This is a genomic window from Paraburkholderia mimosarum LMG 23256 = NBRC 106338 (assembly GCF_000739815.1).
Classification (GTDB): domain Bacteria; phylum Pseudomonadota; class Gammaproteobacteria; order Burkholderiales; family Burkholderiaceae; genus Paraburkholderia; species Paraburkholderia mimosarum.
This window is the reverse complement of record NZ_BBJJ01000055.1, coordinates 31,458-48,018: the sequence shown is the minus strand read 5'-3', so window position 1 is coordinate 48,018 and position 16,561 is coordinate 31,458. Positions and strand designations below refer to the sequence as shown.

Below are 16,561 nucleotides of genomic sequence, written 5' to 3'. Positions count from 1 at the left end.
AGCCTGTATGGTCGCCAGTGCATTATGACTGGCAGGCGAACCGTGAGGAACGCTGTTGATTGTGCAGGTATGGGACGACGGAGAAAGCGAAAGCCGGGTTTTAATGATTCGGATAGGGGTTGAGACATCACCCCACGCGAAAGCGGGCAGACTTCCGTCTGGTCTACCGTCGCAAGACGGCTGACTACCCTCTAGCGGAAATAGTGATTGCTGGCGGCTTCTTAGTCGTCAGTGTTGTTCTTACCCCTTCGCGGGAGCAAAACGCTCCCGCAAGGGACGTGTTGCTCCTCGCGCGGGATTCACTTCTTCAAGCGGGAGAGCAGCATGAGAGTATCTGTCCGAAAGGATGGGTCTGCGCTTTCACACGCGCCGGACAACTGGCACGCCGTAGATTGGCGGCAAGTTGAACGGAACGTGAGAGGGATGCAGATTCGAATTGCGAAGGCGACGCGGGAAGGTGACTGGCGCAGGGTGAAAGCCCTGCAACGGATGCTGACCCGCACGTTGTCCGCAAAGCTGTACGCGGTACGACGTGTTACGCAGAACCAAGGTGCGCGAACGGCTGGAGTCGATCGCGAGCTATGGGATTCGCCTGAGAGCCGATGGGCAGCTGTCGGCAGGTTGAAGCGGCGCGGGTACAAGCCTCTGCCATTACGGAGAGTCTTTATCCCCAAGGCCAATGGGAAAGAACGCCCTCTGGGCATTCCAACCATGCGGGACAGGGCGATGCAAGCCTTGTATCTGCTGGCTTTGGAGCCAGTGTCGGAATCGACGAGCGACCCGAACTCGTATGGGTTCAGGCTAAACCGCTCGACGGCCGATGCCATGTCGCAGATTTTCGTCGCCATGTCTCAGAAGGGCTCTGCCCGATGGGTACTGGAGGCGGACATCAAGGGCTGCTTTGACTACATCAGTCATGACTGGCTGGTGACCCATGTCCCTATGGACAAGGAGATCCTCCGGAAATGGCTGAAGGCTGGCCTGATTTACAAGGGGCAGCTACAGGCGACTGAGGCCGGTACGCCACAGGGAGGGATCATCTCCCCGACGCTGGCTAACGTGACGCTGAACGGGCTGGAGCGAGAACTGATTGGGCAACTCGTTGCGAAATTCGGGATCGCGAAGGCGAAGAAGCTGAAGGTAAATGTAGTGCGGTACGCGGATGACTTCGTGATTACCGGCGACTCGAGAGAGGTGCTGGAGCAAGAAGTCCGACCTTGGGTGGAAGCATTCCTCGCGGTAAGAGGTTTGCGACTATCCGAGGAGAAAACGCGCATTGCGCATATTGACGACGGCTTCGACTTCCTTGGGTGGAATTTTCGGAAGTACTCGGGAAAGCTACTCATCAAACCGAGCAAGAAGAACGCGCAAGCGTTCTATCGCAAGGTATCGGAGACGATCAGCGGTAACAAGACGGTACGGCAGGGGGACCTGATCCACTTGCTGAACCCGATGCTCCGAGGCTGGGCGCAGTATCACAGCCCCGTGGTGGCCAAGCAGGCGTACTGCCGCATGGAGTCTCTGATCTTTCGGAGACTCTGGTGGTGGTCGAAACGGCGACATCCGAATAAGGGCGCTGGCTGGGTGAGGAAGAAGTACTTTCACTCGGACGGTGACCGCACTTGGATCTTTGCTGTTCCCGTAGTTAGAGACGATGGGAGTAAAGGCCTGAATGAGTTGTATCAGCTTCGCGATACGGCAATCAGGCGGCACAGGAAGATCAAAGGCGACTTCAATCCCTTTGATCCTGAGTGGGAGCAGTATGGCGAGCAGTTGCGTCAGGCGCGCATGGAAGGATCAATGCGACACCGGAAGCAATGGGCATCGCTGTACATGTCGCAGGGCGGTCTATGTGCGCACTGCGGCGGCGCTTTGACTCAGGAGACGGGCTGGCACAACCATCACTTGGAGTACCGGGTGCATGGAGGTTCTGACGCTCTGTTCAACCGAGTGCTACTACATCCCGACTGCCACCGGCAGGTGCATGTAGGTAAAATCGCGCTGACTAAGCCGGCCCGGTCATAAGACTGGGCTTTGATCGTAGATTGGAGCCGTATGCGGGGAAACTCGCACGTACGGTTCTTAGGGGGCTCTCCTTCCGCGAGGAAGGGGGGCTACCCTCCAAATAACAGCGAAGCCACCATGAATTACCCCCATCCGATCATCGCGCGCGAAGGCTGGCCGTTCATCGCCATTGCGGCCGTCGTGGCGCTCTTGATCCATGCGGTCGCAGGCTTCGGACTCGCATGGCCTTTCTGGCTCATCCTCATCTTCGTCGTTCAGTTCTTCCGCGATCCGCCGCGCCCCATCCCCAGCCAGGCCAACGCCGTGCTGTGCCCGGCAGACGGCCGCATCGTCGCCGTGGAAACCGCGCACGACCCGTACGCAAACCGTGAAGCGCTCAAGATCAGCGTATTCATGAACGTCTTCAACGTGCACTCGCAACGTTCGCCTGTCGATGGCGCCGTCGCCAAGGTCGAGTACTTCCCGGGCGCGTACCTGAACGCCGCCATCGACAAGGCCTCGACCGAAAACGAGCGCAACGCCGTCGTGCTGACGATGGCCGACGGCACGACCGTCACCTCCGTGCAGATCGCCGGCCTCATCGCGCGCCGCATTCTCTGCTACGTACGTGCGGGCGAGCCGCTCTCGCGCGGCCAGCGCTATGGTTTCATCCGCTTCGGCTCGCGCGTCGACGTCTACCTGCCCGTGGGCAGCCGCCCGCGCGTGTCGATCGGCGAGAAGGTGTCCGCCTCGTCGACGATCCTCGCCGAACTGCCGACGCAATCGGCGTAAAGGAGGGTTGCGATGGCCGGATTCAAACAGCGTCGACCCCGCAACCCGGCCGGCGGGCCGTTGCCGCGGCCGTTCCGGCGCAACAAGTCGGTGCAGGAGCCGATGGGTGTCGCCGCGAACCGGCGCGCGGCGCGCCAGGAGTTCCTGAAAAAGCGCGGCATCTATTTGCTGCCCAACGCGTTCACCACGGCCGCGCTCTTCTGCGGCTTCTTCGCAGTCGTGCAGGCGATGAACGTGCGTTTCGAAGTGGCGGCCATCGCCATTTTCGTGGCGATGGTGCTCGACGGGATGGACGGGCGCGTGGCGCGCATGACGCACTCGCAGAGCGCCTTCGGCGAGCAGTTCGACAGCCTCTCGGACATGGTGTCGTTCGGCGTGGCGCCCGCGCTCGTGATGTACGAATGGGTGCTCAAGGATCTCGGGCGCTGGGGCTGGCTCGCGGCTTTCGTCTACTGTTCGGGAGCGGCGCTGCGTCTCGCGCGCTTCAACACGAACATCGGCGTGGTGGACAAGCGATTCTTCCAGGGGCTGCCGAGCCCGGCTGCGGCGGCGCTGATCGCCGGCTTCGTGTGGCTCGCCACCGACAACCGCGTGCCCCTCAAGCTGTCCTGGCTGCCGTGGGTCGCCTTCGTGCTGACGATCTATGCAGGCGTGACGATGGTGTCCAACGCGCCGTTCTACAGCGGCAAAGCGCTCGACGTGCGCCACCGTGTGCCCTTCGCGGCGACGCTGCTCGTGGTCGTGGCGTTCGTGCTCGTTTCGTCGGATCCGCCGCTGATGCTGTTCGGTCTGTTCGTGCTGTATGGGCTTTCGGGCTATGTGTTCTGGGCGTACCAGGCCGTGCGCGGGCGCGGGAACCCGGCGCGTTCGTCGCCGCGAGAGCGGTAGCGTGCGCGTGTGACGCAATCCTGCAAGAAGGGCTGTGCGTGAGTGCGGCCCTTTTTTTTTGACGCCGCCCGCTGTTTGCGCCTACAGCTCTCCCGTGCTGACTGCCCACGCTGGTCGCCCACGCTGGTTGCCCGCGCCGGTTGCCCACGCCGGTCGCCTCCCATTGCACTATCGGCCGATTCCGGCTATAGTCGGCGCCATGGATACCATCCAGTTCCCCCTCTTTTCCCTTCAAGCCGGCGCGCCCCTAAGCACGCTAGCGCTAGCGCGCCTGCCGCGCTGATCTCGCTCGCCCTCCGTAAGCCTCGTTCATTGTCAGCGTCGCCATCGGTGGCGCGAACACCCAAAATGCGGTTTTGACACTGAACAAGTCCCCCTGGAGACCCGAAATGGCAGCAGACAAGCTCATCATTTTCGATACGACGTTGCGTGACGGCGAACAGTCGCCCGGCGCGTCGATGACGAAGGAAGAGAAGATCCGCATTGCGAAGCAGCTCGAGCGCATGAAAGTGGACGTCATCGAGGCCGGCTTCGCGGCCAGCTCGAACGGCGACTTCGACGCGATCCATACGATCGCCGGCCTGATCAAGGACAGCACGATCTGCTCGCTCGCCCGCGCGAACGACAAGGACATCCAGCGCGCCGCCGACGCGCTCAAGCCCGCCGACCACTTCCGCATTCACACGTTCATCGCCACTTCGCCGCTGCACATGGAGAAGAAGCTGCGCATGTCGCCCGAGCAGGTGCTCGAGCAGGCGAAGCTGGCCGTGCGCTTTGCGCGCAAGTTCACGAACGACGTGGAGTTCTCGCCCGAAGACGGCAGCCGCTCGGACATGGATTTCCTGTGCCGCGTGCTCGAAGCCGTCATCAACGAAGGCGCGACGACGATCAACATCGCCGATACGGTCGGCTACGGCGTTCCCGAGCTCTACGGCAACCTCGTGAAGACGCTGCGCGAGCGCATTCCGAACTCGGACAAGGCCGTGTTCTCGGTGCACTGCCACAACGACCTCGGCATGGCCGTGGCGAACTCGCTGGCCGGCGTGAAGATCGGCGGCGCGCGTCAGGTGGAGTGCACGATCAACGGTCTCGGCGAGCGCGCGGGCAACACGTCGCTCGAAGAAATCGTCATGGCCGTGAAGACGCGCAAGGACTACTTCGGCCTCGAGATCGGCCTCGACACCACGCAAATCGTGCCGGCATCGAAGCTCGTTTCGCAGATCACCGGTTTCGTCGTGCAGCCGAACAAGGCCGTGGTGGGCGCGAACGCGTTCGCACATGCCTCGGGCATCCATCAGGACGGCGTGCTCAAGGCGCGCGACACCTACGAGATCATGCGCGCCGAAGACGTGGGCTGGAGCGCGAACAAGATCGTGCTCGGCAAGCTCTCGGGCCGCAACGCGTTCAAGCAGCGCCTGCAGGAACTGGGCATCGCGCTCGACAGCGAAGCCGAACTGAACAACGCGTTCGCGCGCTTCAAGGAACTGGCCGACCGCAAGGCCGAAATCTTCGACGAAGACATCATCGCGATCGTCACTGAAGAGTCGGCGGAGGCGCAGGAGAAGGAGCACTACAAGTTCATCTCGCTCGCGCAGCACTCGGAAACCGGCGAGCGTCCGCACGCGCGCATCGTGTTCTCGGCCGACGGCAAGGAAGTGACGGGCGAAGCGGCCGGCAACGGCCCCGTGGACGCCACGCTCAACGCGATCGAAACGGAAGTGGGCAGCGGCTCGGAACTGCTGCTCTACTCGGTGAACGCGATCACGACGGGCACCCAGGCGCAGGGCGAAGTGACGGTGCGTCTGTCGAAGGCGGGCCGCATCGTGAACGGTGTGGGCACCGATCCCGATATCGTCGCGGCCTCCGCGAAGGCGTATATCTCGGCGCTCAACAAGCTCTACTCGTCGGATAGCGACAAGCTCAATCCGCAGCGCGCGTAAGCAGTGGCGGGGCGTATGGCCCCGCTTTGCCCTGTCGCGCGAATGCGGCGATCGAAAAACCCCCGGGCTCGCAAGCGCTCGGGGGTTTTGTTTTGCTGCGCGGGGATCGGAACGCTCAGAAAAGGCTGCGTCGGTCCGGGTCGTGCAGCGGATCCGGCGTCTTCTGCGTGAGCCGCAGGATGCCCTGCTCGTCGAAGTAGAAGCTGTAGAGCATGTACCAGACGTTGTCTTCGAGGTAACGGTAGGTCCAGGCTTCCTTCTTCATCAGCGGGAAGTAGGCGGTCTCGACCGGGCGGCCGAAGTTCACGAGCACGTCGGTGCGCGTCCATTTGCCGATTTCGGCGCGATAGAACTCGTTGGGCTGCAGGACCTGACGCAAGTTCACCACCTTGCCGCTGGCGTCGATGTCGGCGGCCGTCGTGGTTTCGCCCATCGGCTGCGTCGGCCACATCAGGCGCTTGCCGCCATCGGGCAAGTCGTAGATTTCGGCGGGCGGTCCGAAGCGGGCGACCACGGCCTGGGCGTCGTCGCCCGCGTGGAATTGCTGCCACGGCTGCGCACAGCCCGCGAGCGCGAGTGCGCCCACGCCCGCGAAGAGGCCGAGACGCGCACGGCGCGCGGCGATCCGCACGCGTGTTGCAAGCGAGGTTGAGAAGCGCGTGAACATGATGTCCCCCGTTGGCAAGATTGCATTGACCGCCGTGAATCTGGATCCCTTATTTTGACACGCCACGCGATGCTCGCGGACCTGGGCTGCGCGGTCCCGTGCGGGAGGGCGGCCTTGCCGTCGCCCCGTCTCGCGGCCTATGATCCGCGCTTCGATTGACAAACCGGCGGGCAACGGAAAAGTCGGCATTGAGGAAAGAACGCATGAAGGCAGGAAGAAGGCGTGCGGCGGCAGTCGTATTCATGATGGCGGCCGGGCTTGCGGCCGCAACTGGCGTGCAGGCCCAGGAGGCCCCGGCGGGCAAGCCGGTCCAGCTTGCGCTGATCGAAGGCATGTCCGGCCCGTTCGCCGATGCGGGCGCGGCGGTCGAGCGCAACCTGCGCTTCGGCGTGGAGCGCGTGAATGCGGGAGGCGGCGTCGCGCTGCGTGACGGGCGGCATCCGCTCGAGCTGGTCACGCTCGACAGCAAGGGCAGCCCGGAGGCGGCGCTCATGCAGCTGCGCGCGGCGCAAGATCGCCATATCGGCTATGTCATGCAGGGCAACAGCTCGGCGGTGGCGGCGGCGCTCGTGACGGCGATCGATCGCCAGAACGAACGCGCGCCCGACAACCGCCAGGTCTTCCTCAACTATTCCGCGGACGACCCGGCGCTCACCAACGCGAACTGCAGCTTCTGGCACTTCCGCTTCGACGCGCACGCGGGCATGCGCATGGACGCGCTCGCCGACGTCATCGCCGCGGACAAGACGGTTACGAAGGTGTATCTGCTCAATCAGGACTACAGCTTCGGGCACGTCGTGAGCACGCTCGCGCGCGAAGCGCTGGCGAAGCGGCGTCCGGACGCCGCCATCGTTGGCGACGAATTCCACCCTATCGGCCGCGTGAAGGACTTCGCGCCGTACGTCGCCAAGATCCGGGCGACGGGTGCCGACGCCGTCATCACGGGCAACTGGGGCAACGACCTTACGCTGCTCGTGAAGGCCGCGCGCGAGCAGGGGCTCGAAACGAAGTTCTACACGTTCTATGGCAATAGCCTCGGCGCGCCCGCAGCGCTGGGCGACGCGGGCGTGAAGCGCGTGATTGCCGTGGCAGACTGGCACCCGAACGCGGGCGGCGCGGCCTCCGATGCGTGGTACAAGGCGTTCCGTTCGCGTTACCCGGAGGCCCAGGCGGACTATCCGGTGTTGCGCATGTCGATGATGGTCGAGATGCTCGCCCAGGCCATGACGAAGGCCGGCACGGCCGACCCCGAGACGGTCGCGAAAGCGCTGGAGGGCCTGCGCTTCACGGGGGACGAAGCCCGCTTCCACCCGATGTGGATGCGCGCCGACGACCACCAGGCCATCCAGCCCCTTTACGTCATGCAGATGGACAGGCAGGGCACGCCGGGCGTGCGGTACGACAATGAAGGCTCGGGATACGGTTTTCGCACGGTGCTGGCGGTCCCCGCTGAACGCACCGTACCGGCCACCACCTGCCAGATGAAGCGGCCCTGACTGCGTGCCTTGTTGCAAGCGGGTGCGCGGCGAATCGGGGCTGTGCTATACTGCGCCCCTTGTTGCGAATCCGCGGCAAGGTAGTTGGGTAGTAAAGAAGCAAAAGCAGAGTAGTAAGAACCAAGCCACGGCACGGCCTTTCTTCCGTGACCGCTCGTTTGTTTTAAAGGAAAAGCAAAATGTCCGTAGCAGATATCAAGAAGTCCGACGTCGTCGCGCAATTCGCGCGCGGCACCAATGACACGGGTTCGCCCGAAGTTCAGGTTGCGCTCCTGACGTCGCGTATCAACGAACTGACCGCGCACTTCAAGTCGCACGCCAAGGATCACCACAGCCGCCGCGGTCTGCTGCGCATGGTGAGCCGCCGCCGCAAGCTGCTCGACTACCTGAAGGGCAAGGACGCTGATCGTTACCGCGCGCTGATCGAGAAGCTGGGTCTGCGCAAGTAACCGGAAGGTCTTCCACAAAGATGCCTGTGTCAGTTTCCGCTGATGCAGGCATTTTGTTTTTGAACGGCGCGCTTCATGCAGGTTTGATTCGATGCCTGCCGGCTCGAAAGCAATACCACGTAGCACCAGCAGTACGAGCAGCAGGGCCGGGCCTCGGGGCAGAGCTTTGTGTCATTCCAGCAGATCGTGTGCGCCTGTGTCGCAAGGTCGCGATCCGCTGGAATGGCATAACACTCCTCTTCCTGCGCGGTGCCGGAGCCTGTCTTGCCGCATCACCCGCGTGTGCGGGCAATGCATAACAAATGAGTAAGGAGTGAGTGACCATGACCATGTTCAACAAAGTCGTGAAGGAATTCAAATGGGGCCAGCACAACGTGCGCCTCGAAACGGGTGAAATCGCCCGTCAGGCCGGCGGTGCCGTCATCGTCGACGTCGAAGACACCGTCGTGCTCGCGACCGTCGTCGGCGCCAAGACCGCCAAGCCGGGTCAGGACTTCTTCCCGCTCACCGTCGACTACATCGAAAAGACCTATTCGGCCGGCAAGATCCCGGGCGGCTTCTTCCGCCGCGAAGGCCGCCCGTCGGAAGGCGAGACGCTGATCTCGCGCCTGATCGACCGTCCGCTGCGCCCGCTTTTCCCGGAAGGCTTCTACAACGAAGTCCAGGTCGTGATCCACGTCCTGTCGATCAATCCGGAAGTTCCGGCTGACATCCCCGCGCTGATCGGCGCGTCGGCTGCGCTGGCGATTTCGGGTCTGCCGTTCAATGGTCCGGTGGGCGCGGCACGCGTCGCCTACATCAACAACGAGTACGTGCTCAACCCGACGCGCGCGCAGATCAAGGATTCGCGCCTCGACCTCGTCGTGGCCGGTACCGAGCGCGCAGTGCTGATGGTGGAATCGGAAGCCGACCAGCTGCCGGAAGACGTGATGCTCGGCGCCGTGGTATTCGGCCACGAGCAGATGCAAACGGCCATCGACGCGATTCACGAACTCGTGCGTGAAGGCGGCAAGCCCGAGTGGGACTGGCAGCCGGCGCCGACGGACGAGGCGCTCATCGCCCGCGTCACCGACATCGCCTACAACGACCTGCTCGCCGCCTACCAGCTGCGCGACAAGCAGCAGCGCTCGACCAAGCTGAAGGAAGTCTACGCAGCGACGTCGGCCAGGCTCGAAGAAGAAGCGGCTGCGGCTGGCACGACGGCGGCCGACAAGGCCACGGTCGGCAACATCGTCTTCGACCTCGAAGCGAAGATCGTCCGTTCGCAGATCCTGAACGGCGAGCCGCGCATCGACGGCCGCGATACGCGCACCGTGCGCCCGATCGAGATCCGTACCGGCGTGCTGCCGCGTACGCACGGTTCGGCGCTCTTCACGCGTGGCGAAACGCAGGCGCTGGTCATCGCGACGCTCGGCACCAAGGGCGACGAGCAGATCATCGACGCGCTCGAAGGCGAGTACCGCGACCGCTTCATGCTCCACTACAACATGCCCCCGTTCGCGACCGGCGAAACGGGCCGCGTGGGTTCGCCCAAGCGCCGTGAAATCGGCCACGGCCGTCTCGCCAAGCGCGCGCTGGTCGCGTGCCTGCCGAGCGCCGAGGAGTTCGGCTACTCGATCCGTGTGGTTTCGGAAATCACCGAGTCGAACGGTTCGTCGTCGATGGCTTCGGTGTGCGGCGGCTGCCTCGCGCTGATGGACGCCGGCGTGCCGATGAAGGCGCACGTCGCCGGTATTGCGATGGGCCTGATCCTCGAAGGCAACAAGTTCGCGGTCCTGACCGACATTCTCGGCGACGAAGATCACCTCGGCGACATGGACTTCAAGGTGGCGGGTACGGAAGCTGGCGTGACCGCGCTGCAGATGGACATCAAGATCCAGGGCATCACGAAGGAAATCATGCAGGTCGCCCTCGCGCAGGCGAAGGAAGGCCGCATGCACATCCTCGGCAAGATGACCTCGGCCGTGTCGGGCGTGAACACCGAGCTGTCGGCATACGCTCCGCGCATGATCACCATCAAGATCAATCCGGAAAAGATCCGCGACGTGATCGGCAAGGGCGGTTCGGTGATCCGCGCGCTGACCGAAGAAACGGGCACGACCATCGACATCTCCGACGACGGCGTGGTGACCATCGCGAGCACGTCGAGCGAAGGTATGGCCGAAGCGAAGAAGCGCATCGAGAACATCACGGCCGAAATCGAAGTGGGCCAGGTGTACGAAGGCGCAGTGCTCAAACTGCTGGACTTCGGCGCGATCGTGAATCTGCTGCCGGGCAAGGATGGTCTGCTGCACATCTCCGAGATCGCCAACGAGCGCATCAAGGACATCAACGACTATCTCAAGGAAGGCCAGGTCGTGAAGGTCAAGGTCATCCAGACGGACGAGAAGGGTCGCGTGCGTTTGTCCGCCAAGGCGCTGCTCAATGAGCAGGCGAATGGCGGCAATGCGGGCGGCGCACCGCAGGGCGAACCGCAGCAGTAACGCGGTAAGCTCCAACGGCCGGTAGCGTGCAAAACGCTCCGGCCGTTTTTTTATGACAATGAGTGCGAGTGGCAATGCGCAAGCGTCAATGTCGTCGCGTGCGCAACGCCATCCAGATCGGGGCGCGGCCCTGCGGAGATGCGAGATGAAGGCAGTCGAGATTACCGAATTCGGTGCGCCGGACGTGCTCAAGCTGGCCGAACGGCCGACCCCCGAGCCGAAGGCCGGCGAAGTGCTGATCAAGGTGAGCGCCTCGGGCGTGAACCGTCCCGACGTGTTCCAGCGCAAAGGTTCTTATGCGCCGCCGCCGGGCATTTCCGACCTGCCAGGACTCGAAGTGGCGGGTGAGATCGTGGGCGGAACGATCGACGAGAAAAGCAATCCGTTCGGGTTGAAAATCGGTGATCGCGTGTGCGCGTTGATTGCGGGTGGCGGCTACGCCGAATACGCGATCGCGCCGCTCGGGCAATGCCTGCCCGTGCCGAATGGCCTCACCGACGTGGAGGCGGCGTCGCTGCCGGAAACCTTCTTCACGGTCTGGAGCAACGTGTTCCAGCGCGCCTGCCTCGGCAAAGGCGAAGGTGGCGAGAACGAGACGCTACTCGTGCAGGGCGGTTCGAGCGGCATTGGCGTGACGGCGATCCAGATCGCACACGCGCTCGGCTTCCGCGTGTTCGCGACCGCTGGCTCGGACGACAAGTGCCGCGCCTGCGAGGCGCTCGGCGCCGATCGCGCCATCAACTATCGCACCGGCGATTTCGTCGAGGTCGTCAAGGCGCTCACGAACGACCGTGGCGTCGACGTGATTCTCGACATGGTGGCGGGCGGCTATGTGGCGCGTGAACTTTCCGCGCTTGCTACGGGCGGCCGCATCGTGCTCATCGCGACGCTCGGCGGCTCCAAAGCCGAACTCAACATGGGCGAGATCCTGCGTCGCCGGCTCACGGTCACCGGTTCGACGCTGCGCGCGCGTTCCGTCGAATTCAAGGCGCAGATCGCGCAGGAGCTGAAGGCGAAGGTCTGGCCCTTGATCGAAGAGGGCCGCATCAAGCCCGTCATATTCCGCGTGTTTCCAGCCGGACAGGCCGCCGAGGCGCATGCCTTGATGGAAAGCAGCGAGCACATCGGCAAGATCGTGCTCGACTGGTCCGCGGGCTGACTTCGGGCCGGCACGTGCGTACGGCCCGGCTCTTACTTGATTCGTCTCGATTTTTTTCGGGTATTTTTCGCGCATCGAACCGCAGCGGTTTGACCCGTCTGGATTTCACGCAGTAAAATTATGTGTTTTGCGTCCGCTTTTAACAGCAACCGGAACAATGACGAAACAGCCAACGAAACAACGATCGAAGCTCGTAGTCGGTAACTGGAAGATGCATGGCCGCCTCGCGGCCAATGCGGCACTGCTCGAAGCCGTCGCGCGCGGCGTGCAGGCGCTGCCCGCGGACGTGCGCGTTGGCGTATGCGTGCCGTTTCCGTACCTCGCGCAGACGCAGGCGCTGCTCGGCGGCAGTCGTGTCGTGTGGGGCGCGCAGGACGTTTCCGCGCACGAGCAGGGGGCCTATACGGGTGAAGTCGCGGCAGGCATGGTGGCCGACTTCGAAGCGGGCTTTGCGATCGTTGGTCACTCGGAGCGCCGCGCTTACCATGGCGAAAGCTCCGAGGTCGTCGCGCAGAAGGCACAGCGCGCGCTCGCGGTGCGCCTCACGCCGATCGTCTGCGTGGGCGAGACGCTCGAAGAGCGTGAATCGGGCGCGACCGAGCGCGTAGTCGGCGCACAGCTCGATGCGGTGCTGGCGGCGCTGTCGGTCGAAGAGGCGGCGTGCATCGTCGTTGCCTACGAGCCGGTCTGGGCGATCGGCACGGGCAAGAGCGCAACGTCGGAGCAGGCTCAGCAGGTGCATGCGTTCCTGCGCGCGCGCCTCGCTGCGAAGGGCGCGCAGGTGGCGGACGTGCCGCTGCTCTACGGCGGCAGCGTGAAGCCGGAAAATGCGGCGGAGCTCTTCCGTCAGGCCGATATCGATGGCGGCCTGATTGGTGGTGCGTCGCTGAAAGAGGGTGATTTCCTCGCGATCTGCGCGGCCGCTGCGGCGGGCGCCAGAGTCGCGGGCTAAAGGCTCGCGCACGGGCGCAAGTAACAAGGCGCATCGTGCGGGCTGCTAATGCGTTTGCTCCAGCAGGGGCGGGCGTTCAACCAGGACTCAGGTGAGTGTGATGCTGTATTTGAAAACGTTGATTATCGTCGTTCAGCTTCTGTCGGCGCTCGGGGTGATCGGCCTCGTCCTGCTGCAGCACGGCAAGGGCGCGGACATGGGTGCTGCGTTCGGCAGCGGCGCGTCGGGCAGCCTGTTCGGCGCGAGCGGTTCCGCGAATTTTCTCTCGCGTACCACGGCGGTTCTCGCAACGGTGTTTTTCTGCTCGACCCTTGCGTTAACGTACCTGGGGTCGTATCATGCGAAGCCTTCGGCGGGCGTGCTTGGCGCTTCGGCTCCGGCCCCCATCGTCGCTTCGGCACCGGTTGCATCCGCACCTGGCGCGTCCGCTCCGGCAGCGGCTTCGCCGGTGGCAGCAGCCTCGCAGCCCGGCAACGACGTTCCGAAATAATTTGGAAAAACCTGTTTTTGTGCGTTGAACAAAGAACGGAAACAAGTTAGAATTTAAGTCTTGAAGCGATTCGCGGGTTGCAATAATTGTTGTCCCGGATTGCATGTAGTGCCGACGTGGTGAAATTGGTAGACACGCTATCTTGAGGGGGTAGTGGCGAAAGCTGTGCGAGTTCGAGTCTCGCCGTCGGCACCAATGTTATCTAAAAAATGCCAGCCGCTTGCTTCAGCTTCGGCTGGCATTTTTGCTTCTTACGTCGTGTTCGTTTTCTGTTCGCAGCGCGAAGTACGTGAAGTGATTCCCGCGGGGCGACGCAAGTTCCAGCGGAACCTCAGAACCAACCGATATAGAGGATAGCCTTGAACCTCGCTGCCTATTTCCCCGTCCTTCTGTTCCTCCTCGTGGGTGTCGGTCTGGGCATAGCGCTAGTGACAATCGGCAAGGTCCTCGGTCCCAACCGGCCAGACAGCGAAAAAAATTCGCCGTACGAGTGCGGCTTCGAAGCGTTCGAAGACGCGCGCATGAAGTTCGACGTACGCTACTACCTGGTCGCCATCCTTTTCATCATCTTCGATCTCGAAACGGCATTCCTGTTTCCGTGGGGTGTGGCCCTGCGCGACATCGGCTGGCCCGGTTTCCTGTCGATGATGCTGTTTCTGCTCGAATTCCTGCTGGGCTTTGCCTACATCTGGAAGAAGGGTGGTCTCGACTGGGAATAATGGGTTAATCGCCGGATAGCATGGGCGGCACCGCGGGGAAACTGCGGGCTGTCCGTCTGGAGTGGAAAGCACATGAGTATCGAAGGGGTCTTGAAGGAAGGGTTTGTCACCACCACGGCCGACAAACTGATCAACTGGACGCGCACCGGCTCCCTGTGGCCGATGACGTTCGGACTTGCATGCTGTGCGGTCGAGATGATGCATGCGGGCGCGGCCCGCTATGACCTCGACCGTTTCGGCGTGGTGTTCCGTCCGAGCCCGCGTCAGTCGGACGTCATGATCGTCGCCGGCACGCTGTGCAACAAGATGGCGCCCGCCCTGCGCAAGGTCTACGACCAGATGGCCGAGCCGCGCTGGGTCATTTCGATGGGGTCGTGCGCCAACGGCGGCGGCTATTACCACTATTCGTACTCGGTCGTGCGCGGTTGTGATCGCATCGTGCCGGTCGATGTCTATGTGCCGGGATGCCCGCCGACAGCGGAAGCCCTGGTCTACGGGGTGATCCAGTTGCAGGCGAAGATTCGCCGCACCAGCACCATCGCCCGTCAATAAAGGCCGCGGCCTCCCCACAATATGGCAAGCAAACTCGAGACCCTGAAAGCGAACCTCGAAGCGGCCCTTGGCGCGCGCATCGTCAGCCTCACCGAAGCCCTCGGCGAACTGACGCTGGTCGTCAAGGCGGGAGACTCCCTCGCCGTGACCAGGGAGCTGCGCGACAACCCCTCGCTGCGCTTCGAGCAACTGATCGACCTGTGCGGCGTCGACTACCAGACCTTCGGCGATGGCGCCTGGGAAGGTCCGCGCTTCGCCGCCGTGTCGCACCTGCTCTCCCTCGCGAACAACTGGCGTCTGCGTCTGCGCGTGTTCGCGCCGGACGATGAGGTGCCCATCGTGCCCTCGCTCGTCGAGATCTGGAATTCGGCCAACTGGTACGAGCGCGAGGCGTTCGACCTCTATGGCATCGTCTTCGAAGGCCACCCCGACCTGCGCCGTATCCTGACCGACTACGGTTTCATCGGCCACCCGTTCCGCAAGGATTTCCCGGTCTCCGGCTACGTCGAAATGCGTTACGACCCGGAGCAGAAGCGCGTGGTCTACCAGCCGGTCACGATCGAGCCGCGCGAGATCACGCCGCGCGTGATCCGCGAGGATCGCTACGGTGGTCTGAGGAAACACTAAGAGGGTCGCATGTCAGAGATCAAGAACTACACGCTCAACTTCGGCCCGCAGCACCCGGCAGCGCACGGCGTGCTGCGCCTCGTGCTCGAGCTCGACGGCGAAGTGATCCAGCGCGCCGATCCGCACATCGGCCTGCTCCATCGCGCGACGGAAAAGCTCGCCGAGAGCAAGACGTTCATCCAGTCGGTGCCGTACATGGACCGTCTCGACTACGTGTCGATGATGGTCAACGAGCACGGCTATGTGCTCGCCATCGAAAAGCTGCTCGGCATCGAGGTGCCGATTCGTGCGAAGTACATCCGCGTGCTGTTCGACGAAATCACGCGCGTGCTGAACCACCTGATGTGGATCGGCTCGCACGCGCTCGACGTCGGCGCGATGGCGGTGTTCCTCTACGCGTTCCGCGAGCGCGAAGACCTCATGGACGTCTATGAGGCGGTGTCGGGCGCGCGCATGCACGCGGCTTACTATCGTCCGGGCGGCGTGTACCGCGATCTGCCCGATGCGATGCCGCAATACAAGGCTTCGAAGATCCACAACGAGAAGGCGCTCGCCCGCATGAACGAGGCGCGCCAGGGCTCGCTGCTGGACTTCATCGACGACTTCTTCACGCGCTTCCCGGGTTGCGTCGACGAGTACGAAACGCTCCTCACCGACAACCGCATCTGGAAGCAGCGTCTGGTCGGCATCGGCGTGGTGAGCCCCGAGCGCGCCATGCAGCTCGGTCTCACGGGTGCGATGCTGCGCGGCTCGGGCATCGAATGGGACCTGCGCAAGAAGCAGCCGTACGAAGTCTACGATCAGCTGGATTTCGACATCCCGGTGGGCGTGAACGGCGACTGCTACGACCGCTATCTCGTGCGCGTCGAGGAAATGCGCCAGTCCACGCGGATTGCGAAACAGTGCATTGAGTGGCTGCGCAAGAATCCCGGCCCGGTGATGATCGACAATCACAAGGTTGCGCCGCCTTCCCGCGTGAACATGAAGTCGAACATGGAAGAGCTGATTCACCACTTCAAGCTCTTCACGGAAGGCTTCCATGTGCCGGAAGGCGAGGCGTACGCTGCCGTCGAACATCCGAAGGGTGAATTCGGCATCTACCTGGTGTCAGATGGCGCGAACAAGCCTTATCGTCTGAAGATCCGTGCGCCGGGTTATGCCCACCTGTCCGCGCTCGATGAAATGGCGCGCGGTCACATGATTGCCGACGCGGTCACGATCATCGGCACGCAGGACATCGTGTTCGGTGAAATCGACCGCTAGGGCTGCGCGCAGTAAGGTGCGCCCGGTCCCGGGCGCACGCAGCATGGAACGCCACGTCTGTCGCAGCGACTGTGCAGGAG

The 16,561-nt window shown here is 63.1% G+C and carries 15 protein-coding genes and 1 tRNA gene; 15 read left to right on the top strand and 1 reads right to left on the bottom strand.

Features of this window, described 5'->3' with window-relative positions; translation table 11 throughout:
* The first annotated feature begins 324 nt into the window (after nt 1–324).
* The 4 genes from ltrA to BMI01S_RS27880 all read left to right on the top strand — a co-directional run bounded on the left by ltrA (nt 325) and on the right by BMI01S_RS27880 (nt 5,624).
* The gene (gene ltrA / locus BMI01S_RS27895; RefSeq protein WP_028232045.1) at nt 325–2,025 is read left to right on the top strand and encodes a group II intron reverse transcriptase/maturase; all 1,701 of its coding nucleotides are present in this window, start codon (nt 325–327) and stop codon (nt 2,023–2,025) included.
* A 117-nt stretch (nt 2,026–2,142) separates the two neighbouring features.
* Nucleotides 2,143–2,796 carry a phosphatidylserine decarboxylase gene (locus BMI01S_RS27890; protein WP_028205688.1) on the top strand — a complete coding sequence of 218 codons (654 nt, stop codon included), beginning with the start codon at nt 2,143–2,145 and terminating at the stop codon, nt 2,794–2,796.
* Nucleotides 2,797–2,808: 12 nt separating this feature from the next.
* A complete protein-coding gene (gene pssA, locus BMI01S_RS27885) occupies nt 2,809–3,684 on the top strand; it encodes a CDP-diacylglycerol--serine O-phosphatidyltransferase (RefSeq protein WP_028210417.1) in 876 nt (291 codons plus the stop codon).
* 389 nt (nt 3,685–4,073) lie between these two features.
* Complete coding sequence (locus tag BMI01S_RS27880) at nt 4,074–5,624, top strand: 2-isopropylmalate synthase (protein ID WP_028232046.1); 1,551 nt, start codon at nt 4,074–4,076, stop codon at nt 5,622–5,624.
* A 115-nt stretch (nt 5,625–5,739) separates the two neighbouring features.
* Here BMI01S_RS27880 and BMI01S_RS27875 read toward each other — a convergent pair whose 3' ends face one another.
* Nucleotides 5,740–6,291, bottom strand: a complete 552-nt coding sequence (locus tag BMI01S_RS27875; RefSeq protein ID WP_161635547.1) for a hypothetical protein — start codon at nt 6,289–6,291, stop codon at nt 5,740–5,742.
* A gap of 242 nt (nt 6,292–6,533) precedes the next feature.
* On the opposite strand from BMI01S_RS27875, the gene BMI01S_RS27870 reads away from it, so the two are divergent.
* The 11 genes from BMI01S_RS27870 (at nt 6,534) to BMI01S_RS27820 (ending at nt 16,481) form a co-directional block, all read left to right on the top strand.
* Nucleotides 6,534–7,787, top strand: a complete 1,254-nt coding sequence (locus BMI01S_RS27870) for a branched-chain amino acid ABC transporter substrate-binding protein (protein ID WP_154671359.1) — start codon at nt 6,534–6,536, stop codon at nt 7,785–7,787.
* A 179-nt stretch (nt 7,788–7,966) separates the two neighbouring features.
* Nucleotides 7,967–8,236 (top strand): 30S ribosomal protein S15, encoded by a 270-nt coding sequence (gene rpsO / locus BMI01S_RS27865; RefSeq protein ID WP_028210413.1) that lies wholly within the window; start codon nt 7,967–7,969, stop codon nt 8,234–8,236.
* A gap of 323 nt (nt 8,237–8,559) precedes the next feature.
* Nucleotides 8,560–10,719 (top strand): polyribonucleotide nucleotidyltransferase, encoded by a 2,160-nt coding sequence (gene pnp / locus BMI01S_RS27860; RefSeq protein ID WP_028210412.1) that lies wholly within the window; start codon nt 8,560–8,562, stop codon nt 10,717–10,719.
* Nucleotides 10,720–10,864: 145 nt separating this feature from the next.
* The gene (locus tag BMI01S_RS27855; RefSeq protein WP_028210411.1) at nt 10,865–11,878 is read left to right on the top strand and encodes an NAD(P)H-quinone oxidoreductase; all 1,014 of its coding nucleotides are present in this window, start codon (nt 10,865–10,867) and stop codon (nt 11,876–11,878) included.
* A gap of 157 nt (nt 11,879–12,035) precedes the next feature.
* Nucleotides 12,036–12,830, top strand: a complete 795-nt coding sequence (tpiA, locus tag BMI01S_RS27850) for a triose-phosphate isomerase (protein ID WP_028210410.1) — start codon at nt 12,036–12,038, stop codon at nt 12,828–12,830.
* 100 nt (nt 12,831–12,930) lie between these two features.
* Nucleotides 12,931–13,320 carry a preprotein translocase subunit SecG gene (gene secG, locus BMI01S_RS27845; protein ID WP_028210409.1) on the top strand — a complete coding sequence of 130 codons (390 nt, stop codon included), beginning with the start codon at nt 12,931–12,933 and terminating at the stop codon, nt 13,318–13,320.
* 110 nt (nt 13,321–13,430) lie between these two features.
* Nucleotides 13,431–13,515 (top strand) — tRNA-Leu (locus tag BMI01S_RS27840).
* A 164-nt stretch (nt 13,516–13,679) separates the two neighbouring features.
* A complete protein-coding gene (locus BMI01S_RS27835; protein WP_028205678.1) occupies nt 13,680–14,039 on the top strand; it encodes an NADH-quinone oxidoreductase subunit A in 360 nt (119 codons plus the stop codon).
* 72 nt (nt 14,040–14,111) lie between these two features.
* Entirely contained in the window at nt 14,112–14,591 is a 480-nt protein-coding gene (locus BMI01S_RS27830; protein WP_027819582.1) for a NuoB/complex I 20 kDa subunit family protein, read from the top strand.
* A 21-nt stretch (nt 14,592–14,612) separates the two neighbouring features.
* Nucleotides 14,613–15,218: an NADH-quinone oxidoreductase subunit C gene (locus tag BMI01S_RS27825; RefSeq protein WP_028210408.1), complete on the top strand. Its 606-nt coding sequence runs from the start codon at nt 14,613–14,615 to the stop codon at nt 15,216–15,218.
* Between the two features lie 9 nt (nt 15,219–15,227).
* Nucleotides 15,228–16,481: an NADH-quinone oxidoreductase subunit D gene (locus BMI01S_RS27820; RefSeq protein WP_028210407.1), complete on the top strand. Its 1,254-nt coding sequence runs from the start codon at nt 15,228–15,230 to the stop codon at nt 16,479–16,481.
* Nucleotides 16,482–16,561 lie beyond the last annotated feature (80 nt).